Annotated in this window: 20 protein-coding genes; 8 read left to right on the top strand and 12 right to left on the bottom strand. The window is 67.4% G+C overall.

What is annotated here, in order from left to right:
* Positions 1-40: 40 nt before the first annotated feature.
* Complete coding sequence (locus N7I30_RS01995) at positions 41-2,347, top strand: bifunctional diguanylate cyclase/phosphodiesterase (RefSeq protein ID WP_498636331.1); 2,307 nt, start codon at positions 41-43, stop codon at positions 2,345-2,347.
* Between the two features lie 83 nt (positions 2,348-2,430).
* The gene (locus N7I30_RS01990) at positions 2,431-3,192 is read left to right on the top strand and encodes a class I SAM-dependent methyltransferase (protein WP_498636329.1); all 762 of its coding nucleotides are present in this window, start codon (positions 2,431-2,433) and stop codon (positions 3,190-3,192) included.
* 15 nt (positions 3,193-3,207) lie between these two features.
* Here N7I30_RS01990 and N7I30_RS01985 read toward each other — a convergent pair whose 3' ends face one another.
* The 5 genes from N7I30_RS01985 to N7I30_RS01965 form a co-directional block, all read right to left on the bottom strand.
* On the bottom strand, positions 3,208-3,348 hold the full coding sequence (locus tag N7I30_RS01985) for a hypothetical protein (RefSeq protein ID WP_187390765.1): 141 nt from the start codon (positions 3,346-3,348) through the stop codon (positions 3,208-3,210).
* 214 nt (positions 3,349-3,562) lie between these two features.
* Positions 3,563-4,534 (bottom strand): tripartite tricarboxylate transporter substrate binding protein, encoded by a 972-nt coding sequence (locus N7I30_RS01980; protein ID WP_498636327.1) that lies wholly within the window; start codon positions 4,532-4,534, stop codon positions 3,563-3,565.
* A 183-nt stretch (positions 4,535-4,717) separates the two neighbouring features.
* Positions 4,718-5,995: a GGDEF domain-containing protein gene (locus N7I30_RS01975; RefSeq protein WP_498636325.1), complete on the bottom strand. Its 1,278-nt coding sequence runs from the start codon at positions 5,993-5,995 to the stop codon at positions 4,718-4,720.
* A complete protein-coding gene (locus N7I30_RS01970; RefSeq protein ID WP_498636323.1) occupies positions 5,992-6,357 on the bottom strand; it encodes an Hpt domain-containing protein in 366 nt (121 codons plus the stop codon). Before N7I30_RS01970 ends, N7I30_RS01975 begins: the two co-directional genes overlap by 4 nt.
* Positions 6,354-7,589, bottom strand: coding sequence for a GGDEF domain-containing response regulator (locus tag N7I30_RS01965; protein WP_498636321.1), 1,236 nt, complete (start codon positions 7,587-7,589; stop codon positions 6,354-6,356). Before N7I30_RS01965 ends, N7I30_RS01970 begins: the two co-directional genes overlap by 4 nt.
* 254 nt (positions 7,590-7,843) lie before the next feature.
* Between N7I30_RS01965 and N7I30_RS01960 the strand changes: the two genes are divergently transcribed.
* Entirely contained in the window at positions 7,844-8,218 is a 375-nt protein-coding gene (locus N7I30_RS01960) for a response regulator (protein WP_187390770.1), read from the top strand.
* Positions 8,219-8,389: 171 nt separating this feature from the next.
* Positions 8,390-12,280 carry a PAS domain S-box protein gene (locus N7I30_RS01955; RefSeq protein WP_498636318.1) on the top strand — a complete coding sequence of 1,297 codons (3,891 nt, stop codon included), beginning with the start codon at positions 8,390-8,392 and terminating at the stop codon, positions 12,278-12,280.
* 42 nt (positions 12,281-12,322) lie between these two features.
* Here N7I30_RS01955 and N7I30_RS01950 read toward each other — a convergent pair whose 3' ends face one another.
* Positions 12,323-14,728 (bottom strand): ATP-binding protein, encoded by a 2,406-nt coding sequence (locus tag N7I30_RS01950; protein WP_498636317.1) that lies wholly within the window; start codon positions 14,726-14,728, stop codon positions 12,323-12,325.
* Between the two features lie 301 nt (positions 14,729-15,029).
* Between N7I30_RS01950 and N7I30_RS01945 the strand changes: the two genes are divergently transcribed.
* From N7I30_RS01945 to N7I30_RS01935, 3 genes are read left to right on the top strand one after another with little or no spacing between them, the layout of a single operon-like run.
* Positions 15,030-15,350, top strand: coding sequence for a metalloregulator ArsR/SmtB family transcription factor (locus N7I30_RS01945; RefSeq protein ID WP_210310115.1), 321 nt, complete (start codon positions 15,030-15,032; stop codon positions 15,348-15,350).
* Complete coding sequence (locus tag N7I30_RS01940; RefSeq protein ID WP_370192375.1) at positions 15,347-15,811, top strand: SRPBCC family protein; 465 nt, start codon at positions 15,347-15,349, stop codon at positions 15,809-15,811. Before N7I30_RS01945 ends, N7I30_RS01940 begins: the two co-directional genes overlap by 4 nt.
* Before the next feature lie 38 nt (positions 15,812-15,849).
* On the top strand, positions 15,850-16,266 hold the full coding sequence (locus N7I30_RS01935) for a GFA family protein (RefSeq protein ID WP_498636314.1): 417 nt from the start codon (positions 15,850-15,852) through the stop codon (positions 16,264-16,266).
* 94 nt (positions 16,267-16,360) lie between these two features.
* Here N7I30_RS01935 and N7I30_RS01930 read toward each other — a convergent pair whose 3' ends face one another.
* Complete coding sequence (locus tag N7I30_RS01930) at positions 16,361-17,188, bottom strand: phosphogluconate dehydrogenase C-terminal domain-containing protein (RefSeq protein WP_024350205.1); 828 nt, start codon at positions 17,186-17,188, stop codon at positions 16,361-16,363.
* Positions 17,189-17,294: 106 nt separating this feature from the next.
* Between N7I30_RS01930 and N7I30_RS01925 the strand changes: the two genes are divergently transcribed.
* Positions 17,295-18,665 carry a four-carbon acid sugar kinase family protein gene (locus N7I30_RS01925; protein WP_498636312.1) on the top strand — a complete coding sequence of 457 codons (1,371 nt, stop codon included), beginning with the start codon at positions 17,295-17,297 and terminating at the stop codon, positions 18,663-18,665.
* A 24-nt stretch (positions 18,666-18,689) separates the two neighbouring features.
* Here N7I30_RS01925 and nanR read toward each other — a convergent pair whose 3' ends face one another.
* Genes nanR through N7I30_RS01900 form a run of 5 tightly spaced genes read right to left on the bottom strand, consistent with a single transcriptional unit; the run spans position 18,690 to position 24,895 of the window.
* On the bottom strand, positions 18,690-19,436 hold the full coding sequence (gene nanR / locus N7I30_RS01920) for a transcriptional regulator NanR (protein WP_187390774.1): 747 nt from the start codon (positions 19,434-19,436) through the stop codon (positions 18,690-18,692).
* Between the two features lie 4 nt (positions 19,437-19,440).
* A complete protein-coding gene (locus N7I30_RS01915) occupies positions 19,441-21,237 on the bottom strand; it encodes a D-apionate lactonase family protein (RefSeq protein ID WP_498636310.1) in 1,797 nt (598 codons plus the stop codon).
* Positions 21,234-22,253 carry a Gfo/Idh/MocA family protein gene (locus N7I30_RS01910; protein ID WP_498636309.1) on the bottom strand — a complete coding sequence of 340 codons (1,020 nt, stop codon included), beginning with the start codon at positions 22,251-22,253 and terminating at the stop codon, positions 21,234-21,236. Before N7I30_RS01910 ends, N7I30_RS01915 begins: the two co-directional genes overlap by 4 nt.
* A gap of 12 nt (positions 22,254-22,265) precedes the next feature.
* Positions 22,266-23,336 (bottom strand): ABC transporter permease, encoded by a 1,071-nt coding sequence (locus tag N7I30_RS01905; protein WP_498636307.1) that lies wholly within the window; start codon positions 23,334-23,336, stop codon positions 22,266-22,268.
* The gene (locus N7I30_RS01900; RefSeq protein ID WP_187390778.1) at positions 23,336-24,895 is read right to left on the bottom strand and encodes a sugar ABC transporter ATP-binding protein; all 1,560 of its coding nucleotides are present in this window, start codon (positions 24,893-24,895) and stop codon (positions 23,336-23,338) included. Before N7I30_RS01900 ends, N7I30_RS01905 begins: the two co-directional genes overlap by 1 nt.
* Position 24,896 lies beyond the last annotated feature (1 nt).

Here is a 24,896-nt window from a genome sequence, read left to right as displayed (position 1 = left end):
AGCGCTTCGCCCCTAAGCCAAAGGGGAAAGCGAGATTGAGATGCGTGACATCCCGAAGAAAAGTGAGGCTCGCCCCCGGCCCAATCTGCGTCGCCTCGCGCAGGTCGTCGGCGGCACCGTGGCCGTGGCCAGCGCCCTGTTGATCTGTGTCATCGTGTATACGGGCATCAAGGCGAACCGCACCGAGGTTCAGGCCGAAAGGGCCAGGATCGAGAATGCGCTGAACCAGAGCGTTGCCCGGACCCTCGACCAGCAGAAGAGCGTCGCCTGGTGGGACGATGCCGTCCGATTGATCGTCGATACGCCCGATCTCGGTTTCATCGACAGCAATTTCGGCATCTTCCTGACCGAGACCTACGGGCACGACGAGGTCTACATCGTCGATTCCCAGAACAAGCCGGTCTACGCCTATCGCGACCAGGGGCGGCAGGAGCCCGATGCCTTCGAGGCCCGGCGGCAGGAAGTGCTGCAGGTGCTGACGGCGACGCGCACCGGCGGCAATGCCGGGCTGGCCGAGCGCGACGATTTCTTCTCCGAACGCCAGAAGCATTACGAGGTGCTCAAGAAGGTGCTGGGCGTCGCGTCCTGGCAAGGCGCGATCCTGACCGTCGACGAGAAGCCGGCCATCGTGACCGCCATCACGATCGTCCCGAATGTCGACATGACGCTGTTGCGCCAGCCGCCTTACGTCCTCCTGAGCGTGGACTGGATCGACGCCGACTTCCTGCAGCAGCTCAGCCAGTTCCTGCTGATCCCGGACATCACCTTCACGGCGGCTGAGAGCACCGGCGCCGCGACCATCTCGGAGGCCTTCGTCACCGATGACAATCGCTCCACCGGCTATCTGAACTGGACCACGAAGCGACCGGGCCAGCCGCTCCTGACGATCGTGCTGCCGCTGGTCGCCGTTGCCGTGATCGGCCTCAGCCTTTTGTGCGCCGTCATGCTGCGCCGGCTGATCCGTGCCTCGAACGAGCTGTCGGCCCGCGAAGCTGCCGCCCGCTACGAGGCCGCCCACGATTCCCTGTCCAAGCTGCCCAACCGGCCGGCCTTCGTCTTCGCCGCCAATCAGGCTCTCGACGGGCTCCAGGAGCGGAGCCGGGGCGGCAGCATGACCATCGGCTATCTCGACGTCGACCGCTTCAAGGACATCAACGATACGCTCGGCCATCATATCGGCGACGGGCTGATCAAGGCGTTCGGCGAGCGACTGCGCCAGCATCTGGGGCCGCACGATTTCCTCGCCCGCTTCGGCGGCGACGAATTTGCGATCTTCCGGTCGCGCAAGGGTGTCAGCTTCGCCAAGCCGCTGGCCTCGCTGGTCGTCGAGGCGTTCCAGCAGCCCTTGCTGATCGAGGGTCACGAGATCACCGTCACTGCGTCGCTGGGCCTGGCCCAGTTCCCGGAGCACGGGACCTCCATCGAGGACCTGATGCGCCATGCCGACATCGCGCTCTACGAGGCCAAGCGTCTCGGCCGCGGCCACGCCGCCTGGTTCACGACCCAGATGGCGGCGAGCCTGCGCCAGAAGCGCGAGATTGAGATGGATCTTCTCGATGCGCTGAACGGCGAACAGTTCGATCTTCACTACCAGCCGATCATCTCGGCCCGCTCCAACCGGATCGTCGCCGTCGAGGCGCTGTTGCGCTGGAAGCATCCGGTCAAGGGCATGATCAGCCCCAGCGTCTTCATTCCGATCGCCGAAGAGATCGGCCTGATGTCGAAGCTCGGCGACTGGGTGCTGAAACGCGCCATGACCTCGGCCGCGCTCTGGCCGGATATCGAAGTCACGATCAACCTCTCGCCGGCCCAGTTCTACCAGAGCGATCTGGAAATCCGGCTGCAGGAGCTGATCGCCGAGACCGGCGTCTCCCCGACGATGGTCACGCTGGAAATCACCGAAGGGCTGCTGCTCGAACCCTCGCCCCGCATCATGGCGACGCTGCAGGCGATCCGGGACCTGGGGTTCCAGATCGCGCTGGACGATTTCGGCACCGGCTTTTCCAGCTTGAGCTATCTGGTCGAATACCGCTTCGACAAGCTGAAGATCGACCGCAGCTTCGTCAGCGCGATCTCCCAGGCGGGGTCGGCCCAGACCGTGGTGCAGGCGGTCATCCGCCTCGGCCATGCGCTGGGCATGGAAGTGGTCGCCGAGGGCGTGGAAACCGTGACGGACAGCGTCACCATGCGCTTCTGGGGCAGCGATCACCTGCAGGGCTACTTCTTCTCCCGGCCGCTGCCGGCCGAAGAACTCATCGCCTTCATCGGCTCGTACAATTCCTCCAGCGTGGCGCTGCAGTTCGACGAGGCGAGCAATCTGCTTCAATCGAACGGCAGCCTCGGCTAAGGGCTGGTCGGCAAAGGCGGTGCCTGCGGTGCGAGAGCGCCGGCGCCTGCCATGGCAGGATCGACGAGCCGGGGGAGAACAGCGTGACGCCAGACAGGGACGGGCCGGCCGGGAACGCCAGCTACAGCTGGTCGGACTTCGACCCGGAATATTATTTCAACCATTATTACGGCGAGCCGCACGCCGATGACGAGGCGGTCATCCGGTCCGCCTGCGCCGCCTTCAAGCGCGCCGAGCCCCTGGGCGACAAGCTCGACATCGTCGATGTCGGCACCGGGCCGAACCTCTTTCCGCTGATGTGCGCGGCGCCGCGGGCAAAGCGGATCACGGCCTGGGAATATGCCGAAAGCAATGTCGGCTGGCTGCGGGCCGAACTGGCGGCGACGACCCTGCGCCCGCAATGGCAGCATTTCTGGCAGGTGGCGCAGGCCGCCTATGAGCCGGAACTGTCCTTGCCCGACGATCCGCTGCCGATGCTGCGTGCGACCGCCGAGGTCCGGCGCGGATCGGTCTATGATCTGCCGGAACGCACATGGGACGCGGCCACCATGTTCTTCTGCGCCGAATCCATCACCGAGAAGCGCAGCGAGTTCGATCTGGCCTGCAACCGCTTCGCCCGCTGCGTGAAGCCGGGCGGCAGCCTGATCGCGGCGTTCCTCGTCGGCTCGTCGGGCTATGCCGTGGCCGGCCGGCCGTTTCCGGTTCTCAACGTCTCGGAGGAAGACATTCTCGACGTCTTCGCGCCGCTGGCGACGGACATAAGGACCGAGCGGATCGGCATCGTCGAGGCGGAGATCCGCAGTGGCTATTCGGGCATGCTGTTCCTGACCGCCTGCGCGGTCTGACCGCCGCCGACCGGCTCACATCATCGACAGGGCGACGAGGATCGCCAGAGCCCAGCCGACGACCATCGCGGCGCCACCCCAGGCGAGGATGGCGCGAGGCGTCATCGTCCCGGGGTTCGGGATACGGCCGAGTTCGCGCAGGTGATCGAAGGGCATGAAGGACTGTCGTCAGGCGGCGGGACACGAAGTTACGGAGCGCCGCTGAAAAAGACGCATCCGTGTTTTCGTTCCGCCCGACAAATATCGGCGGCCAGTCCAAAGCTGTTGGTCGGCGTCCTCCCGCCAGTCCCGGTCAGCCCGACGCCCCCATGGCTGCCGTCCGGGCGATCCCGGCCAGTCGCCAAGCCGGGATCGGTGACGCCTCAGCGCGTCAGTTCTTGGCCAGCCCCAGGCCTTCGAGGACCGATTTCGCCTTGGCGGTGAAATCCGCCGCGAAGGCGTCGAACTCGCCGGGCCCATCCCAGACCGGCGTGATGCCCCGTTCCTTCAGCGACGACTGGACCTCGGGACGGGCATTGGCGCGGGCGGCGGCCTGATAGAGGATGTCGCGGGCCTCGGCGTCGATCCCCTTGGGCGCGACCAGCGCGAACCAGTTGGCATAGGACCAGTCCTTGCCGATCGCCTCCTTGACGGTCGGCGCATCAGGGAAGGTCTCGGAACGCTCGTCCAGCATGACCGCGAGGGTGCGCACGCGGCCAGCCTCGAGGAGGCTCAACGCCTCGACCGGCGAGCCGGTGAACATCGTGATGCCGCCGGACATGACCTCCATCAGGGCCGGTGCGCCGCCCTGGCTCGGTACCCATTTCAGCTTCTGCGGGTCGATGTCGGCAGCAGCGAGAAGCCCGCCCGCGGCCACATGCCAGGACCCGCCGACGCCTGTTCCCGAGGACGAGTAGGTGCCGGCCGGCTCGTTGCGGACCGCCGCGATCAGTTGCTCCAGCGTCTCGAAGGGTGAATCCGCCGCCACGGTGACGCCGGCCGGGATGATCGCCAGGCGAGAGAACAGGTCGAGATCGTCGAGCGAGATGTCGGCCGTCCCGAGGGTGCGGTAGAGGCCGATTTCCGGGCTGGCGGCGCCGAGCGTGTAGCCATCGGCCTCGGCATTGATGATGGCCGAGTGGCCGGTGATGCCGCCGCCACCGGTGCGGTTGATGACGTTGACCGGCACGCCGAGCTCTTCCTGGAAGCCAGCGGCGAAGGTGCGCACCACGGCGTCGGTGCCGCCGCCGGCCGCCCAGGGCACGATGATCGAGATCGGCCGGTCGGGAAAGGCGTGTGCCGGTCCCGTGACGGCGAAAAGGCCGGCGATCAGCCCGGCCGCGGCATTGACGAGCAGTTTCATGATGTCCTCCCAGACGGATCGCGCCGGTTCCCCCATGAAGTCCGGCGAACAATCAGTCTGGATGACCTTCGGGAATGACGAAAGCGCGTCAGGGTTGTTTCGGCTGCAAATGGAGCGGCGCGGCAGGCCCCGGAGCCTGCCGTGGGAAGTCGGCGCCGCCGAACCTTGCCGGCAGTGCCGCGGTCAGGCGCCGGTGATGCGGTTGCGCCCGGCGCGCTTGGCGCCGTAGAGCGCGGCGTCCGCCGCGGCGATCATCGCCGTGCTGTCGGTTCCCTCGCGGGTGCCCGCGATGCCGCCGCTGAAGGTCGCCCGGAACAAGGTGTCGTCGCCGGCATGGCCGATCTGCGAGAACCGCAGGCGGATCCGGTCGAGCACGGCTTGCGCCGCCGCGACCGGCGTGTCGAGCAGCAGCAGGCCGAATTCCTCGCCGCCATAGCGGGCCACCACGTCGGTGCGCCGCAAACCGCCGACGAGACATTGCGACAGGGCCTGGATTACCCGGTCGCCGGTCTGGTGGCCATGGGTGTCGTTGACCTGCTTGAAATGGTCGATGTCGATCAGCGCCACGGTCAGCGGCGCGCCGGTGCGCCGCGAGCGCTCCAGTTCCAGCGTCACCCGCTCCTTGAACCGGGCGTGGTTCAACAGGCCGGTCAGGCTGTCGCGCTCCATGATCTGGCGCAGCGCCAGCGCCCGTTCGGCCCGCATCCGCACGGTGGCCGCGAGATGGGCGAGGTCAACCGGCTTGCGGATGAAATCGTCGCCGCCGATCTGGCGGGCCTGCGTCTGCGCGGCGATATCGCGCTCGGCCGACAGGAAGACGATCGGCAGGGGCAGGGTCTGGCGCGACTGGCGGATGATCTGCGCCAGTTCGAGGCCGCTGGCGCCCGGCATGTGCATGTCGAGAAGCACCAGATCGGGCGTGACCTCGGCGATGTGCCGCAGCGCGTCGGCGGGATCGGTCACCACCCGTGCATCCATGCCGGCCGCTTCCAGCGCCAGCGCATAGCTTTCCGCAATCAGTTCGTCGTCGTCGACGATGAGGATCGACAGGCGTTGCTGGCGGTCGCCGCTGGTCTCGAAATCCGACAGCCAGGCGCCGAGCTCGACCGTGTCGACGGGTGTGGCGATGATCGCCTCGATGCCGGCCCGGGCGACGGCGAGCCGCCGGGCGAAGGACGGCGCCGCGTCGGCCAGCACCACCCGCACCTGGTTCTTCAGAACACGGCTCAGCGCCAGATCGGGATCGTAAGCGCCGCACACGACGGCGGCGAGGCAGCCGTCGGGCACGCCGGAGCGACCATCCACGGCTTCATAGCCAAGGCCGGACAGGGCCAGCAGCAGGCCGGAGATACGGCCGTCATCGGCAAAGGCGCAGACGATCTGGCGCGCCGGGCCTTCTTCCTGCCGGCGCATGGCGGTGTCGAGGTCGGAAACGGCGAGGGGGGCTGCCTGGGCGGTCATGCGCCGTCTCCTTCTGCCGGTTCGCCGGCTGCGAGCCCGTCTGCGGCAAGATTGTCGCGGATGGCCGCGACGGTACCGCGAATGCGCGCGGCAAGTGCCGCGTCATCGGGGTCGGCGGCGATGAAGTCTTCCAGCTCGGCGGCGCTCTTCGAGATGACGGCAAAGCCGAAGGTCCCGCCGGCACCGGCCAACGAATGGGCGATGCGTCGCACTTCCTCGCGATCGGTGGGCGCGCCTTCGTCGGCCAGCCGTCCGGCCAGCGCGTCGAGCATCGCGACATGCGTGGCGGCGCGCGCGGCGAATTGCTCGCGCAGGCGCATCAGCCGGGCCTCGATGGCGGCGGTGTCGGGCTGTGCGTTCATGCGGCGCCCGCCACGAATTCGACGCCGATGTCGCGGCCGATCTGCCAGCGCGTGGTCACCCGTCGGGTGATTCCGGTTCCCACGATGGCGAGGTCGAATTCCGCCGGCACGGCGAAATAGCTGTCGACCCTCAGCCGCGCGCCCGATGCGGTCAGGTCGCGGACATTGCAGTCGATGATGGTGCTGCGGCCGTTGATCAGGATCTTGGCCTGTCGCAGCACGCGCTGGCGTCGCTCCTTGCGGCGCTCCGTCGCCTGGGTGATCGGCGTCTGGCCCGACTGGGCTTCAGCGCGTGCGGCCGGGGCAGTCTCTGCGTCGCCGGGGGGCGTTGTGGCCGAAAAGGCCGTCACCGTCGCGGTTTCGCCGGTGGGCGCAGGACGCGCTGCGGCGATCAGGCCGTCGCCCCTGGTCCCGGCGTCCGGGTGGAGCGCGACGCCGATCTGCGGCGCGAGGTGGACCTGCGCCCGGTCGAGGGTGAAGCCCCGGGTCAGCGCCTGGCGCAGGCGCTGGACCATGGTGTCCACATCCGCCAAGGCCGCCGGCCGGTCGACGATGATGACGAAGCCGTCCTCGCCGAGATGGCCGGCAATATCGCCGGCGGACAGTTGGCTGCGCAGTTCGGCGGCGAAGGCGTTCGACAGCCGCTGGCCGGCCATGTAGCCGAGCTCGGCGCGCACGGTGGCGAGTTCACGGATGTCGATGACGATGACCGCGAAGCGCCGGGCGGCGCCGGGTGCGGTGAAGTCGGCCAGCCGCGCCTGCATGAAACGCTGGTCGTAGAGGCCGGTGGTGGCGTTGAATTCCAGCCGTTCCTGCAGCGCTTCGGTCCGGGCCCGGGCGCCTTGTGCGGCCTCGTGCCGGTCCACCGCGCCGCGCACGGCGCCGACCAGCTCGGTGACCTTCAGGTCCCGCTTCGAGACATAGTCGCTGAAGCCGCTGCGGAAGGCCTTGACCGCGGTTCGTTCGCTGCCGCCGCCCGTCAGCATGACGATGGGAGGCGGGTCCGACAGCATGGCATTGACGCGTTCGGCAACGGACAGGCCGTTGTTCTGACCGAGGTCGTAATCCATGAGGATGCAGTCGAACGGCTCGGTGCCGAGGGTGTCGAACAGCGCGGTTTCCGATTCCAGACAGGTGACCCGCATCCCGCCCTGCAGGGCAAGAAGACTGGAGACATAGTCGAGGAAGAGCGGGTCGTCGTCTACGACGGCGAGGCCGATGTCGCGGTCCATATGCTATCCGTCCATTTGCCTGCACCTTGGACATTGCCCAAGGGTGGGTGTTGCGCCGGATAGTCCGGGATCGGCGTTAAGGATGGATTGATAGCGCTTTGAATCCAGATGGTTACGAATAAGAGCGTTGCACCGCCAACCCGCTTTTCGACATCGCGGCGCTTTCGTGCCATTGCGGGCAGGGCGCCGCCCGCAGCCCTTGCGAGGGGCCGGGCATGCGCCGTACCGGAGACTGTCAGGACAGGAAGATATCCATGACGACCCATCGCATTCTCCATGTCGACGACGAGGCTGACATCCGGGAAATCGCCGTGATGTGTCTCGAACTGGAGCCGAGTTTCGAGGTCCGCGGCGCGAGCTCGGGCGCCGAAGCCCTGGCGGTGGCCAGCGAATGGGTGCCCGATCTCGTGCTGCTCGACGTGATGATGCCGGGCATGGACGGACCCGAGACATTGCGACGCCTGCGCGAAGACGCGCGCACCGCAGAGGTGCCGGTGGTCTTCATGACCGCCCGCACGCAATCGGCCGATGTCGAGCGCTTTCTGGGTCTCGGCGCCCTCGGCGTGATCCCCAAGCCGTTCGATCCGATGGCGCTGGCCGGCGAGGCCCGCAGCTACCTGGACCGCTGACCGGTCTGCCGGAACACGGCCGATCATGCCGACGGACGGGGTAGGGGACTGCCGACTTGTCGCAGGGCGCAATCTCGTCGCGTCAGCTTAAGCTATTCTCAAAGGAAAGACGGAATGCTCGCCTAGCATTGCCCGGTCGACACTTGCCGTCCGGTGCGCGGGGATACTGTCATGACCGGCCTGCACCGTCTTACCCAGCTCTATCCGATCCGTCTGGCGATCGTGATCATTCTCTATGGCCTGGCGGGCTGGCTGGGGCTGCTCCTCGCCGTGCCGCCGGGCTACGCGACGGTTCTGTGGCCCGCCTCGGGTATCGCCGTGGCGGCGCTGCTGCTCTACGGAGCCGGCCTCTGGCCCGGCGTGCTGCTCGGCTCGCTGATCGTCAATCTGAGCGCCGGTCATGCGGCCGCGCCGGACGGGATCGCGGCGACCGGCATCGCCGTCGCGGTCGCGATCGCGGTCGGTTCGACCATCCAGGCGCTGGTCGCGGCCGGCCTCGTGCGCCGCGTCTTCGGCGTGCCGGTCAATCTGTCGAGCCGCCGCGATCTGGTCCTCTTCGCGCTGTGCGCCGGGCCGCTGCCGTGCCTCGTCGCCGCCTCGATCGGCGTTGGCTCGCTTTATGTCGCCGGCCTCGTTGCCCCGGAGGCACTGGCCCGCAACTGGTTCACTTGGTGGTTCGGCGATGTCGCCGGCGTGCTGATCGTCCTGCCGCTCGCGCTGGTCGCGCCCTGGCGGAACTGGAGCCTGCGCTGGTCGGGGCAGCCGGTCACGCGTTTCACCGCGCCGTCGCTGCTGGCGCTGATCGTCCCGCTTGCCCTGACCCTCTACGCCTGGAAGATGACGACGGAGATTTCCGAACAGAAGAACCAGGCGTCCTTCGGGGTGCTGGCCGAGGACAGCCTTCAGGCGCTGTTGCACCGCATCTCCTCCTACAAGCAGAGCCTCGACGGCGGTTCGGGCCTGTTCCTGGCCTCCGCATCGACCACCGCGCAGGAGTGGGAGACCTTCGTCGAGGCCCTGAACATCGAGGAGAACCTGCCCGGCATCAACGGCATCGGCTTCATCCAGCCGGTCGGCCTGGGCGGCCTGCAGAGCTTCCTCGACCAGGCGTTCCGTGACGGGGTGGGGCCGATGCAGGTGCATCCCGACACGCCGGCACCGGCAAGGTTCGTCATCAAATATATCGAACCGCGCGATCGCAACCTGAAGGCCCTCGGGCTCAACATCGCCTTCGAAACCAATCGCTACGAGGCCGCGGTGCGTGCCCGCGACACCGGCGAAGCGGTGATCACCCGCCGGATCTTCCTGGTGCAGGACACCACAAAGAGCGCCGGCTTCCTGCTGCTGCGCCCGCTCTATGCCAATGGCCGACCGCTGCGCAGCATCACCGAACGGCGCCGCGCCTTTCTCGGCTGGGTCTATGCGCCCTTCATCGCCCCGCTGTTCATGGACAATCTCACCGCAAGCCAGGGCGTCGGTGTCGATCTCAGCGTCTATGACGGCGGCACGGCCGATCCCGAACAGCTGATCTATTCCAGCAAGGCCGCCGGGTCCGGGGGGCACGAGCCGGCCTACCGGGTGAAGAAGGTGCTGCCGGTCATGGGGCAGCAATGGACGGTCTCCTGGCAGAGCACGCCCGATTTCGAGGCGAGCGTCGCCAGCAACGAGGCGACGCTGATCCTGGTCGGCGGCATGCTTCTGACGGTGCTGTTCGGCGCGCTCTTGTACTCCCACGCCCGCCGCGAGGAATCGATCCGCAACACCGTCGAGATGAAGACCCACGCCATCGCCGCGCGCGAACGCGAGAACCGCGCGATCGTCGACACCGCCGTGGTCGGCTTCATCGTCCTCGACAGCGCCGGCCATATCCTCTCGGTCAACCGCGCCGTGGAGGCCATCTTCGGTCACACCGCCGACGAGATCCGCGACCGGCACGTGGAGACCATCCTCAGCTACGACGCCATCACCGCCGTCACGCTCGCCACGGCGGTTGGCGAGGGCGAGCCCGCATCGGATTCGCCGGTGGTCATCAGGACCCGCAGCAAGGCCGGCAAGCGCCTGTATCTCGACGTGCAGCGCAACGACTGGTCGACCGAATCCGGCGATCTGCGCCACACGCTGATCATCCGGGACGTGACCGCGCAGCGCCTGGCGGTCGAAGCGCTGGAGGCGAACGAGCGCCGCTGGAACCATGCGCTCGAAGGAGCCGGCATCGGCGTCTTCGACATCGACTTCCGCCGCGGGCAGTCCTTCGTCTCCGACACCTGGAAACAGATGCTGGGCTTCTCGCCCAACGACGACATCGAGCCGCGGGCCGAATGGCTGGCCCGCATCCATCCCGAGGATCTGCCGGCCCTCAAGGCGGTCGAAGACGCCTATTACGACACCGGGACCTTCCGGTCAGAAGCGGAATACCGGATCCGCCGCAAGGACAATGTCTGGATCTGGCTGCGTTCGGATTCCATCGTCATCGAGCGCGACAAGGCCGGCAAGCCGATGCGGGTGATCGGCACGCAGTCGGAGATCACCGAGCTGAAAACCGCCGAGGCGGCCCTGCGCTCCAGCGAGGAGCGGGTGCGTCTCGCCCTGCGCGACGCGCCGGTGGGCATGGCCATGCTCGACCTGAACGGCGGCTGGATCAGGGTCAACCAGGCGCTCTGCGCCTTCTTGGGCTACAGCGAGGACGAGCTTCTGGAGCGCGATCTGGCCGCCGTGACCCATCCCGACGACGTCGGGATCGACCACGAGCAGATGGCGCAGATGATCGCCCAGACGCTGCCGACCTACCAGGTCGAGAAGCGCTTCCTGCATCGCGACGGCCGCGCGCTCTGGTGCCTGTTCAGCGTGTCGCTGGTGCACGACCACGACGGCCAGGCCTATCTCGTCTCCCACGTCCAGGACATCAACGACCGCAAGGAGATGGACCGTCTGAAGAACGAGTTCGTCGCCACGGTCAGCCACGAGCTGCGCACGCCGCTGACCTCGATCCGCGGTTCGCTCGGCCTGATCCAGGGCGTGATGGCCAAGGACGTTCCGCCGGCGGCGACGCGTCTCCTGACCATCGCGGTCGCCAATTGCGAGCGGCTGGTCGCGCTGATCAACGACATTCTCGACCTGGAGAAGATCACCGCCGGGATGATGGCCTTCGAGACCGTCCTCGTCGATCCGAACGCGGCGGTCACCCAGGCGATCGAAGCCAACCAGCCCTATTTCGAGCGCTTCGGCGTCTCCGTCGCGTTCACCGCGACCGGCGAGGGGGAGGCGTGGATCCCGGTCGATCCGGCCCGCTTCCAGCAGGTCCTGGCCAATCTCCTGTCCAACGCCGCGAAATTCTCGCCGCAAGGGGGCGTTGTCGACGTGGCGATCGCGCCGGTCGACGGCGCGATCCGGATCTCGGTCACGGACCACGGCACCGGCATCCCCGCCGAGTTCCAGTCGCGCATCTTCGACCGCTTCACCCAGGCCGATTCCTCGGCCACCCGCGAGAAGGGCGGCACCGGGCTCGGCCTGCACATCACGCGCCAGATCATCGAGACGATGGGCGGGACGATCGACTTCGCCAATGTCCCGGGGGCGGGCGCGCGGTTCTGGATCGACATGCCGTGCCAGGCGGCCGAGCCGGCGGCTCTGCCGCCCGGACGGTCGGAGGCGGAAGCCGCGTATGACGGGCCGCGCGGCCTGCCGGTCGGCCTGCATCTGGAGGACGACGGCGACTTCGTCGAGATCCTGTCGGCGATGCTGCGCGGCAAGGTGGAACTCGTCAGCGCCGGCAGCCTCGCCGAGGCGCGGCAGGCGCTGAAGGACCGACATTTCGACTTCGCGGTGCTCGACCTGACGCTGCCCGACGGCCACGGACTGGCATTTCTCGACGAGCTCAGCCGCACCGACGGCGGGCGCGTGCCGACCCTCGTCCTGTCGGCCGCCGACGTGATCATCGACGACGACCGGGTCGACGAGATCCTGGTGAAGTCGCGGGTGACCGAAACCCGCATCGTGGCGTCGATCCTGTCCTTGGCGAGCGGCGAGAGCGAAGCCCCGGAGCCGGGAAGGCTCAGGGCCTAGAACGCAGCCGGCGGGGCGTACGGCCCCGCAGCCGCGCGGCGATCAGGCGCCGCCGGATTGCGGCCCGCTTGGCAGGTAGCTGCGCACCAGCCGCGCCACGTCGAGCTCCGAGGAGCGGGTCTTGGTCAGGGTCGCATTGACCCGGCGGGGCAGGTTCGGATCGACCTCGTCGGCCGAGAAGATGATCACCGCGACATCCGACGACAGGTCCGGCAACAGGTCGAGGCCGGAGCCGTCCGGCAGGTTGATGTCGAGGATGACCAGCTCGAACGGCTGCCGCGCCACCAGTTCGCGCGCCGCCTCCAGCGTGCGGGCGGAGGTGACGCAGACATCGCCGCCCAGCCCGCCGGCAAGCACTTCGGTGACGTCCTGATTGTCCTCGACATGCAGGATGCGCGGCCGGCTCTCGGGCGAGCGGATTGCCACGCGGTCCAGCGCGGCTCGCAGCTTGGCCGTGTCGATCGGCTTGGCCAGCCAGTCGATGATGCCGACGGCCGATCCGTTCAGCGCTTCGCGGGTCTCGTCGGCCACGGCCGAGATGACCAGAACCGGCAGATCGGGATTGCGCGGCGACCGGCGGATCTCGTGGAAGAGCTCGATGCCGCTGTCACCGGCCAGCCGGATATCGAGCGTGACCGCAACATATTCGAAGTTAGACAGAAGCGTCCGCGCCGTCGCGATGCCCGGCGCGATGTCGCTGGCAAACCCCTGCGCGTCGAGATGAGCGGCCACGATCTCGGCGATATCCCGTTCGTCCTCGCAGACGAGAACGCGGGGGCGATGATCGATAACACCGGCCGGATCGTTCTGCCGGGCGACCAGTTCGGGCAGGTCGACATGGAAGGTCGTGCCGGTATCGCCGGTATCGAAGCCGATCTTGCCGCCCAGCTTCTCGACGATCGTCTTGGCGATGCTGAGGCCGAGCCCCGTGCCGCCCTTCTGTCGATTGTCGGTGGCGTCGGCCTGTTCGAACTTGCCGAAAATGCGCTTGCGGAAGGATTCGGGGATGCCCTGGCCCTGGTCGGAGACCGACATGCGCACCCAGTCCTCGCCGAGCCGCGCGATCGTCACGGTGACGGTCCCGTCGACCGGCGAGAACTTGACCGCGTTGGAGAGGAAATTGGCGAAGACCTGGTGCAGGCGGTTGGTGTCGGTCTTCGCCTCGATGTCGGGCGCCTCGTCGACGAGCCGGATGGTGACGCGGCGCTCGGGCATGTAGCTGGAACTCGCGGCAATCGCCTGCTCCAGGAGGGGGCGCAACCGGGTGCGCTGCAGGTCGAACGGCATCTTGCCGGATTCCAGCTTCTCCAGATCGAGAATGTCGTTGATCAGCAGCACCAGCCGTTCGCTGTTGTTGTGGGCGATCTCGACCATGTGGGCGGCCTTGGGCGGCAATTCGCCGGTGACACCTGCGGTGATCAGGCCGAGCGAGCCGCGGATCGAGGTCAGCGGCGTGCGCAGTTCGTGGCTGATCGTGGCGATGAACTCGTTCTTCACCGCGGCATTGCGCTTCTGCTCGGTGACGTCGCGATTATAGGTGATGATGCCGACGATCCGGCCCGTATGATCGCGGAACGGCGCCTTCAGCGTGTTGAGCCAGCCCTCGGAATCGTCCGGGAACACGGTCATCTGGTCGGTCCGGATCGCCTTGCCGCTCTCCAGCATGGCGACCTCGTCGGCCCGGAAACGCGTCGCCAGTTCGGGCGGGTAGAAATCGAAATCGGTCTTGCCGATCAGGTCGGCGGCGCCGCGAACCCGCATCATCGTGGCGGTGGCCGGGTTTGCGGCGATGAACCGCCCGTCGACGTCCTTCACATTGAGGCAGTCCGGAAGCTCCCGCACCATGGCGCGGTAGATGGCGTTGGTCGCCGACAGTTCGCGCCGGCGCGCCTGCCATTGCAGGACGACCGCGATGAGCACGGCGCTGATGAAGGTCAGCACCAGCAAGGGTACGCCGGTGCGGGCGAGAAGCGACAGCCGCAGATCCGCCGGGATCGCCAGGAACGCCACCAGCCGCCCGAAGGCGACGGCCAGGCCGAAGACGAGGATGACGCTGATCGTGCGCGGACGCGTGCGTGTCCGCCAATAGGCGGCCAGTCCGACGACGATGGTGATGACGATGTCCGCGACGCCGGCCATGGCGCCCGCGCCGCCCAGGTACACGCGGTAGAACAGGGCAGCGACGCCGGCGATGATGACCGCCGGCAGCCCGCCGAAGAAGCCAGCCGCAGCGACCAGCGGCGCGCGCAGATCGAGGATGAAGCCGGCGATCAGCGGCTGCGCCGAGGCCATGGAGACGACGGCGCCGATGCCGAGAATCAGCCCGAGCAAGAGGGACTGGACCTTCGGCGACAGCCGGGTCGTCCATTCGGTGACGAAATCCCATGCGAGCACGAGAATCGAAACAAGCGCCAGATTGGCGAAGAGGGATTGCCAGAGAGGGGTCATGCTGCTCGCAGTCTGCCGATCCGGGCCGAATGTGAAGCGCCCTCGATCTATCTGGCGCAGCGGTACCACAAGCACGGCGATTTCGGCAAAGACGGTTCACCAATCCCTTCACGCCTACCGGGCAGGACCTGTTGCCGCCCCGCCTCGTGCGACTTGCCGGTCGCAGAATGGCTGCGAGCGTTGCCTTTCCGTGACACACCCGACAAGGCGCGGCGCCGCGATATGCAGGTATCAACCTGCCTGTCTTTACATGCAGGCAGAAACCTGCATATCATGGGCCGTCAGCATGGAAATGAGATCAATGGACGATGACAAGGTCTTCAAGGCGCTCGGCGATCCGACCCGCCGAAAGCTGCTGGACCGCCTTTGCGAAGAGAATGGCCAGACCCTCGGGCAGCTCTGCCTGAATCTCGACATGGCTCGCCAGTCGGCCACGCAGCATCTGGGAATCCTGGAGGCGGCCAATCTCGTGAGCACCGTCAAACGCGGGCGGGAGAAACGGCACTTCATCAATCCGGTGCCGCTGCACGACATCTACGAGCGCTGGGTGCGCAAGTTCGAAACGCACCGGCTCACCCTGTTGCACGACCTGAAGAACGAACTCGAAGGAGAACGGAAATGACGCAGGACAGGACCAGTTTTGTCTACATTACCTACATTGCTTCGACGCCGGAAAAGGTCTTCGAGGCGATCACCCGGCCGGACGTCGCGCGGCTTTACTGGGGGCACGAGAATGTCTCGGACTGGACCCCGGGTTCGACCTGGCGGCATGTCCGCGACAATGACGAGCGGCCGGTGGAGATCGTCGGCAAGGTGGTCGAGAGCGCGCCGCCGCACCGACTGGTCATGACCTGGACCGGCGCGTCCCAGGCATCCGACCCGGACAGCTACAGCCGGGTGACATTCCAGATCGAGCCGAACGATCACGGCGTCCGGCTGAGCGTCAGCCATGACGACCTGCAGGTCGGCAGCGGCATGGCCGCCGGGGTCAGCAAGGGTTGGCCGCTCGTCCTGTCCAGCCTGAAATCCTATCTGGAAACCGGCCGGGGCTTCGATCTGTCCGGCAGGGCGAGGGCCGCCTGACGCGGCGCGGAGCGCTGCGCTTTTCGAGGATACGGAAGATGTCTGAAGCCTATACCGGCGGATGCGCCTGTGGCGCGATCCGCTACGAAAAGGCCGGCGTACCGATCGCCGCGCTTCATTGCCAGTGCCGCCAATGCCAGCAGCGCAGCGGCACCGGCCATGCGTCCTACGTGGTTCTTGACCGGCGCGAGGACCTGATCGTCCAGGGTGAGTTGAAGTCCTGGCCGGTCGCCGGTGACAGCGGCAACGTCAAGCACAACGCCTTCTGCCCGATCTGCGGCTCGCCTGTTTTCGTCACGTTCGAGGCGATGCCCGAAATGATCGCGATCCATGTCGGCAGTCTCGACGACCCGAGTTGCTTCCATCCGAGCATGGTGACCTATGCGGCCCGCGCCCAGCAATGGGACCGGGTCGGTCCGGGCCTGAAGAGCTTTGCCGAGATGCCGCCGGGCTAGACGGCAGACGAAGCGCGGGCGGCGTCGTTCGCAAACGAAACGGGCGCGTCCTGCGACGCGCCCGTTTCCTGTCATGTCGATGAAGCGTCGTGCTTCAGGTGATGCGCTGGATGCTTGCGGCGATCTCGTCGCGGTCGAAGACGCGCTTCCAGTCGTCGCGCATCAGCATCGGCTTACCGAATTCGATGGCCTTGTTGCAGGCGTCGGAGAACACGCCGTCGACCTCGTCGAAGATCACCGCGCCGAGGATGTTCATGTGGCCGAGCAGGAAGTCGCGGGCGCAATCATGCGGCACGCCCTTCTTGACCACTTCGTCCATGGCTTCGCGCATGACCACCAGCAGCGAGGCGCAGACCGTCTCCGACAGGCCCGGCTCCAGATAGGCCATCTGCTCGACGGTCACCTGGTAGGTGCGGGCCACCGGCGCGTAGATGGCGCGGGCGACCTTGTCGCCGATCTCGTAATGCTCCTGCGGGCCCTGCATCAGCGCGTTGACGACGCCCTGCTGCGCCGCGACGCCGCCGAAATGGTCCTTGCGGCCGGCCTCGGTCTCTTCGTTGTGGAAGATCGGCGGATGGCAGGGATGGGTGACGAAATAGGTGATGTCGGCCCGCTCCGGCAGATGGCCGGCGAAGGGAGCCGCGGCGTCGAGAACGACGACGATCGTGCCCGGTGCGACCTTCGGGACCACCAGCGACGCGACCTTGCCGATCACCGTGTCCGGCACGGCGAGGATCACCACGTCGGCGCCGTCCAGTCCGGTCTCCTGATCGACGCAATCGACGCCGATCGCATCCTTGAGGCGCTCCTGGCCCTTCGGGTCGACCTCGATATGGCGGACGTCAAAATCCGATTTCGCCAGATTGCGGGAAAGACGGACACCCATTTTGCCGCCTGCGCCGAACAGCGCCACAGTGGTCATTGCCTACACTCCTCCGAGGTCCGACGGGACCTTTCCTAAACTGGTATGATGAGATAATAATAGGACCGAAATGTCAACGCCCGCCACGGGCCTTCGAGGTAGCTTCATGCAAGAGACAGAGCCCGTCACGCCCTGGGTGACGTGGTACGGCGACGACTTCACCGGATCGGCCGCCGTGATGGAAGCGTTGGCCTTTGCGGGCGTGCCGACCGTTCTGTTCAGCGACGTGCCGGACGCAGAACTGCTCGCCCGCTTCAGCGCCTGCCGGGCGATCGGCATCGCGTCCACCGCGCGCAGCCACGGCCCGGAGTGGATGGCGGAGCACATGCCGACGCCGCTGCAGTTCCTGCACGATCTCGGCGCGCCCCTTTTACACTACAAGGTCTGCTCGACTTTCGATTCCTCGCCGCAGACCGGCAATATCGGCAAGGCGATCGATCTCGGCCTGGCCATTCGTCCGGCCGACGCGGTGCCGATCCTGACCGCCGCGCCGCAGTTGCGCCGCTATCAGGCCTTCGGCCATCTCTTCGCCGGCACCTTCGACGGCGTCTACCGGCTCGACCGGCACCCGGTGATGTCGGACCATCCGGTCACGCCGATGCACGAGGCCGATCTCCTGAAGCATCTGGCCGAACAGACGTCGCTGCCCTCGGCGCTGATCGACCTGGAGGCGCTGTGGTCCGGCCCGCAGCCGCGGCTGGAGGCGGTCCTGCGCGACGGCGCGCGGCTCCTGTCGATCGATTCGATGGAGCCGGCGAGCGAGACGGCGGCAGGGCGGCTCTTGTGGGAAAACCGCGACCGGCTCGGCTTCGTGGTCGGCAGCCAGGGCATCGAATTCGCGCTGCTGCGCCACTGGCTGGAGATCGGCCTGATCGCTCCGGCCGAACCGGCCGGCAGTGCCGGGCGCGTCGACCGGATCGCCGTGATCTCGGGATCGGTCTCGCCGATGACCGGCGCGCAGCTCACCTGGGCCGGCGCCAACGGCTTCGCGCTGCTGCCCTTCGACGCAACGCGCGTCTGCGGTTCGCCGGCGGAACTGGCAGCGGAGGAAGACCGGCTCGTCGCGGCGGCCTGCGCGGCGGCCGCAAATGGCGCCAGCCCGCTGGTCCATTCGGCGCTCGGCAACCAGGACAAGGCGGTCGCGGCCTTCCGGTCGACGGTTTCGCAGAGCGGCCTGACCATCGAGATCGCCAACCGGCGCATCGGCGAGGCCCTGGGCCGGATTCTCGACCGGACGCTCAGCGAGACCGGGATCCGCCGCGCCGTCATCTCGGGTGGCGACACGTCGGGTCACGGCATGCGGCAACTGGGTCTCGACGCGCTGGTCGCCTGCGCCCCGACGATTCCGGGCGCGTCGCTGTCCACCGCCTATGGCAAGGGCGCCCATGACGGGCTGCAGATCGCCCTGAAGGGTGGCCAGATGGGCTCGGAGGATTTCTTCGGCTGGATCAGGGACGGCGGCGGTCCGCGCGGCTGAACCGCGGGCGCCGGGCCCGGGCGATCAGCGCGGCGGCGCCTCGCCGTCGCCGAAACTGTAGAAGTCGAGCGAGCGGTTGAGATGGCCGCGCATGGTCTCCACCGCCTTGTCGGGATCGTGCGCGGCAATCACGTCGACGATGCAGTCGTGCTCGGTCAGGGTGATCTCCTCGTTGTTCGACCAGTGCAGCAGCGAGGTGTGGTACTGGAACAGCCAGCGCAGCATGGCGACCGAGACGGCCGAGATGATCGGGTTGGCGACGATGTCGGCGATGCGCGTGTGAAACGCCATGTCGACCTCGATGAACGGCACCGGGTCGCCGCCGAGGAGCGAGCGCTGGCGCTGCACCAGTTCGCGCAGTTCCGCGACATCGGCGTCGGTGGCGTTCTCGGCGGCCACTCGGACGATGCCGAGCTCGAACATGCGCCGTGCCTGTTTCAGATGCTCCAGGTTCGAAGGCACCGCGTTGAGCAGCAGGCGGGCGATCTCGTCGGTCTGGTCGAGAACGGTGCCGGCGGTGATCTCGTTGACCCGGCTGCGCTCGCCATGGCTGATGGTGATCAGGCCGGCATTGTGCAGGGATTGCAGCGCCTCGCGCACCGCCGGGCGGCCGACGCCGAAACGCTCCATCAGGGCGCGCTCGGAGGGCATGTAGTCGCCGGCGCGCAATTCGCGCGACCGGATCATGTGGCGCAATTTGTCCAGCACCTGATCCGAGAGCTTGCGCCGGACGATCTTCTCGCCCTCCTGGCCTGAATCGAGCTGGAACACCGCTTTACCTCTTCGATCTCGTCGCGCCGCCCTGCCGCAGCGTTGCGCCGACGTCGTCTCTTACCTTCCAACCAAAAGGTGGCAAGTCTTCGAAGGGTTCTAATGTGAGGTTTGCGTCGAACACGGCGCCCGACAGGGCAAGATGGGCGCGTTGTGTGTCCACTTCGCTCGCCACCACCGCCATTCCGGCGCAAGCCGCCAGCGCCGCGATCGCTTCGGTCAGGGGCAGGCGGCTGCCGTCGGGCGCGAAGAGGCCGCGCGGCCCGTAGAGTTCGGCCGGCGTCCAGACGGAGATCCCCGCCGGGGCCAGAGCGGTGGCGAGCGCCACTACATAGGCCGCGGCAAACCGGCCGGCATGGCGCGGCTCGTCGTCGGCCATGGGGACGCGGCGGCGATCCGGGTTCGGGATGGTGCGGGCGCCATAAGGGTTCTGCCGCATGGCGATGGTCGACGGGCCGATGCGGTAGTCGCGATCGCCGATGATCGCCCGCGCCGAGGCGGTGATGTGGGCGACGGCCTCCAGCGTCTCCATCACGGCGCGGTCGCCGGCGTCGTGGACGATCGGGCACAGCGAATGAACGACGAAGTCGAGCATCTCCACTGGCGGACGCTTGCGGTTCAACTCGGGAAAGAAGCTCGCCATGCCGCCGCCCATCAGGGGCACGTCGAACCGGCGGCGTGCGGCGGCATGGATCGCGTCGAGCGGCGGGCAGGGCGGCCAGGCCGATCCGGGCGGCGTCGATTGCCGGTCGACCGACGGGCAGACCATGACGCTGTCCGGCGCAAAGCCCGCCGCGCGCATGGCGTCGGCATAGCCGGCAAGGATCGGGTCGGGATTGACATCCGCATCGCCGCCGAAATCGGCGATCATCTCCAGGTCAAAACCATGGGAGGGCGCGGCGGCCTGCAGGGCGGCGTGGGCCGCGAACTGCCCGGCGACGTCGCCGAGGCTGGCGTCGACATGGCAAAGCAGGCGCTGCGGTCGGACCGCGTCGAGATCGCCGAGACTGGCAACGGCCCGACGGGCATGGTCGGCGGTGACGAGGATGGCCGTCTGCGGGAACGTCGTTCCGGCGACCGGCGGCGCGGCGGACTTCGGTGCGGCTGCCGGGACGTCCGACCATGTCAGGCGCACGGCCTGGCGCAGTTCCTCGCCATCGGCGATGTCGTAGGGCCAGGGCAGGGCGATCGGCCGGTTGTAGGTCTTGAAGGAGGCGTCACCCCACTGGCGCTGATCCTCCATCTCGAAGGCGTCGCCCTCGAAACGGCAGCGGCATTCCTTGTCGCCGACCCGATGGGTGATGCCGGCCATGTCCATGAAGGGCTGCCACGGCGCAATGCGCTCGGGGAAATGGCCCTCCTCGACCTGTCCGTCGGTATGGGTGACGGTGACGGGCGCCCCGGCCTGGCCTGTGATCGGGTGGAGAACCGTGAAGCCGGTGCGGTTGGTCTCGAACCGGCCGCTCGCCTTGCCCACCGCCTCGAAATCCAGCCCGTCCGGCCGGACGCGGATGGTCAGTTCCACGTCGAGCCGCCCCGGCGGGTTGGTGAAGGCGAGCCCGCAGCGGAGCACCAGCGCATCGCCCTCGCGGCTCTCGCGCACCGGACCTGCCTCGGGAAACAGCGTGCTCCAGTCCCGGTCGCGGGCGAGGAACGCCACCTGCCGCAGGAGTTCGCGGGCTCCCACGGTGAGGTGGGAGATCGCGCCGTTGCGAAAGGCGAAGGCGACGGGGCCGAGCTCGACGGAACGCGCCGTTTCGAGCGGCTGGTCCGTGCCGTAGAGTTCGACCGGATCGCTCATATGTCGGACAGCCTCACCGTCTCGCCGGTCTCGGCCGAGCGGTAGGCGGCCTGGACCAGCGCCAGGGTCTTCAGATTGTCGGCGCCCGAGGTTTCCGGCTGGGTCCCGGCGTCGATGCAGGCGACGAAGTGCTGCTGGATGATCCGCACGCTCTCCTGGATGTTGTGCCAGGGGCGCTCGGCCCAGGGCAGGACGGGCGGCGACACGTCGGTCACCGTCTCCTCGCCGCCGGTCTGGACGACCAGGCTGTAGCCGGCGTCGAGCCGCAGCGTGCCCTCGGTGCCGTCGATCTCCAGCAGCGACTGCGGGAAGGTCTCCGGCGTGCGGCGGGTGGCATAGGAGCAGTCGACGACGGAGGTCACGCCGCCTTCGTGGGCGAGCAGCATGGTGGCGACGTCCTCGCCCCTGATCTTCGGATTGACCCGCTTCGTGGTCGCCGCGATGCGCTCGACGTCACCGAACAGCGCCCGCGAGATGTCGAGGATGTGGATGCCCAGATCCTCGATGATGAAGCGCTCGCCCTCGGCCAGATAAGGCTGGCCGGAATAGACGTCGTAGCCCGAACGGAAGGCGACGCGGCCGAAGAAGGGCGTGCCGATCGCACCGCTGCGCACGGTCTCGATCGCCTTGCGCACGGCCGACTGCCAGCGGAAGTTTTCGTGCACCATCAGCGTGCGGCCGGCGGCCTCGACGGCGGCCACCATGGCGCGGGCGTCGTCCATCGTCTCGGCGAAGGGCTTCTGGCAGATGACATGGCAGCCTGCGCCGGCGGCCATCTCGACCAGCGGCCGGTGGCTCTGGACGGTCGTCGCGATGTCGACGAAGTCCAACTCCTCGGCCGCAAACATGGCCGCGGCGTCGGTGTAGGTGCGGGCGATGCCGAAGGTCTCGGCGGTGGCGGCGAGCCGCTCGGGATCGCGGTCGCAGAGCGCCACGATCTCCGCGCCGTCGATGTCGCGCCAGGCATGCAGCTGGTTCTGAGCAAAGAAGCCGCAGCCGATCAATGCGCCTTTCATGGGGTACTCTCCTTACTTGCCGAGGGCCGCCTGGGCCTGCAGGGCGACGCGGCTCTGGACGCGCTGCTGCGCCTGGTCGATGACCACGGCGGCGATGATGACGAGACCCTTGATCACGGTCTGCCAGAAGGCCGAGACGCCCATCATCACGAGGCCGTCCGACAGGACGCCGATGACGAAGGCGCCGATGATGGTGCCGCCGATCTTGCCGCGACCGCCCGACATGGACGTGCCGCCGAGCACCGCCGCGGCGATGGCGTTGAGCTCGAAGGTGTCGCCGGTGGCCGGATGGGCGGCGACGAGCTGCGAGGCGATGATGATGCCCACCAGCGCGGCGCAGAAGCCCGAGAACATGTAGACGAAATACTTGACCCGGTTGACCTTCACGCCGGACAGGGCGGCGGCCTTCTCGTTGCCGCCGACGGCATAGATGTAGCGGCCGAGCGGTGTGCGCTTGGCGATGTAGGCGGCGACGCAGCCGACCGCGATCAGCATCCAGATCGAGATCGGAATGCCGAGGAAGTCGCCGGCGCCGATCATCCGGAAAGTGTCCGAGCCGTATTCGGCGCTGCCGTTGAGGTTGGGGAAGGTCCGGCCGTCCGAGGACAGCATGGCGGCACCGCGGGCGACATAGAGCGTGCCCAAAGTTGCGATGAAGGGCGCGACGTTGAGCTTGGTTATGAGGAACCCGTTGATCGCCCCGACGGCCACGCCGACGACGATGACCAGGAGGCAGATCTCGATCGTGTTGAACTGGATCGACCAGCCGAGCCCCAGATCGATGCCGTTGAGGATCAGCCAGCCGGCGACCATGCCGCACAGGCCGACGATCGAGCCCACCGACAGATCGATGCCGCCGGAGACGATGACGAAGGTCATGCCGATGGCGAGGAAGGCATTGAGCGCGACGTGCTTCGACATGATGACCATGTTCGCCGTCGACAGGAAGTTCGGCGCGGCGAAAGCGAAGAAGACGAAGACGAGGATCAGCGCGATGAAGGTGCGCGCCTTCAGGATGACGAGCAGCATCGAGGTGCTGTCCATCTCCCGGCGGGGAACGGCGGTGGCGGTCTGGGCGGTCATCACGAGGCCTCCTTGAAGGCGGAACTGGGTGCGTGGTCGGGGGCGTGCCCCATTGCCGAAGCCTCGACGAGCGCCGTTTCGGTCGCCTCGTCCTTGCTGAACTCGCCGGTCACCCGGCCGTTCGACATCACCAGGATCCGGTCGGACAGCGACATCACCTCTTCGAGGTCCGAGGTGACGAAGACGATGCCGAGGCCGTCTGCGGCTAGCTTGCGCATGACCCGGAACACCTCGGCCTTGGCGCCGATGTCGATGCCGCGGGACGGCTCGTCCATGAGCAGGATCTTGGGGTCGGTCATCAGCGCCTTGGAGATGACGACCTTCTGCTGGTTGCCGCCCGACAGCGAGGAGACCTCGTGCTCGGGGGAGGCGATCTTGATGGTCATGCGGCGGATGAAGTCGGCGACGGTCTCGGCCTCGCGCTTCAGCGACATGTGGATGCCGCGGGTGAAGGCGCCGAGGCTGGACAGCGTCATGTTCTCGCGGATCGACAGGATCTGCACGAGCCCGTCCTGCTTGCGGTCCTCGGGAATGAGCGCGAGGCCACGGGCGATCCGGTCGGAGACGCCGCGCTTGGCCAGGTGCTCGCCGCGCATGAAGAAGGAGCCGGCATAGTCGCGCTGCTGCCCGATGATGCATTCGAGCAGTTCCGAGCGCCCGGCGCCCATCAGGCCGTAGACGCCGAGGATCTCGCCCTCGCGCAGCGAGAAGGAGACGTCGTCGACGGCCAGTCCGCCGCTCTTGTTGGGCAGCGAGATATGCTCGGCCCGGAAGATCTCGGCGCCGTAATCGTGCTCGACCTCCTTGGCGAAATCCTTCGAGGCCTCGCCGATCATGTTGCGCACGATCCAGGGCACGTCGACGCCGTCCATCGAGCGGGCGCCGGTGATGGCGCCGTCGCGCAGGACGGTGATGTAGTCGCCGACGCGGATCAGCTCTTCCAGCCGGTGCGAGATGTAGACGATGCCGACGCCGTTGGCCTTCAAATCGGCGATGACCCGGAACAGGATCTCGACCTCGGAGGCCGACAGCGCCGAGGTCGGCTCGTCGAGGATCAGGATGCGGGCGTCCTGGGCCAGGCTCTTGGCGATCTCGACGATCTGCTGCTGGCCGACCTTGAGGTCGCCGACCAGCGTGTCGGGGTCGATGTCGTGCTCCAGCCGGCGCAGGAGGCGGCGGGTTTCCTCGCGCTGCGCGGCCATGTCGATGTCGACGCCGGCACGGGTCTTTTCGCGCGCGATGAAGATGTTGTCGCTGACCGACAGGTTGGGGAAGAGGTTGAGCTCCTGGAAGACGATGCCGATGCCGTGGCGGGCGGCCTCGTCGGTCGAGCGGAACACCCGTTCCTCGCCATCCATCAGGATGGTGCCCTGGGTCAGCTGCTCGACGCCGGCGATGACCTTCATCATCGTCGACTTGCCGGCGCCGTTCTCGCCGACCAGCACGTTCACGGCGCCCATATGGAGGTCGAAATCGACGTCCTTGAGGGCGACCGTGCCCGGATAGACCTTCAGGCCGTTGCGGATCGACAGGCCGATCGGATGGGCAGCGTCTGCCATC

The sequence above is a fragment of the Aurantimonas litoralis genome, assembly GCF_026153195.1.
GTDB classification, from domain to species: Bacteria; Pseudomonadota; Alphaproteobacteria; order Rhizobiales; family Rhizobiaceae; genus Aurantimonas; species Aurantimonas coralicida.
The sequence above is the reverse complement of the archived record's forward strand: the minus strand, read 5'-3'. Positions and strand labels throughout refer to the sequence as shown.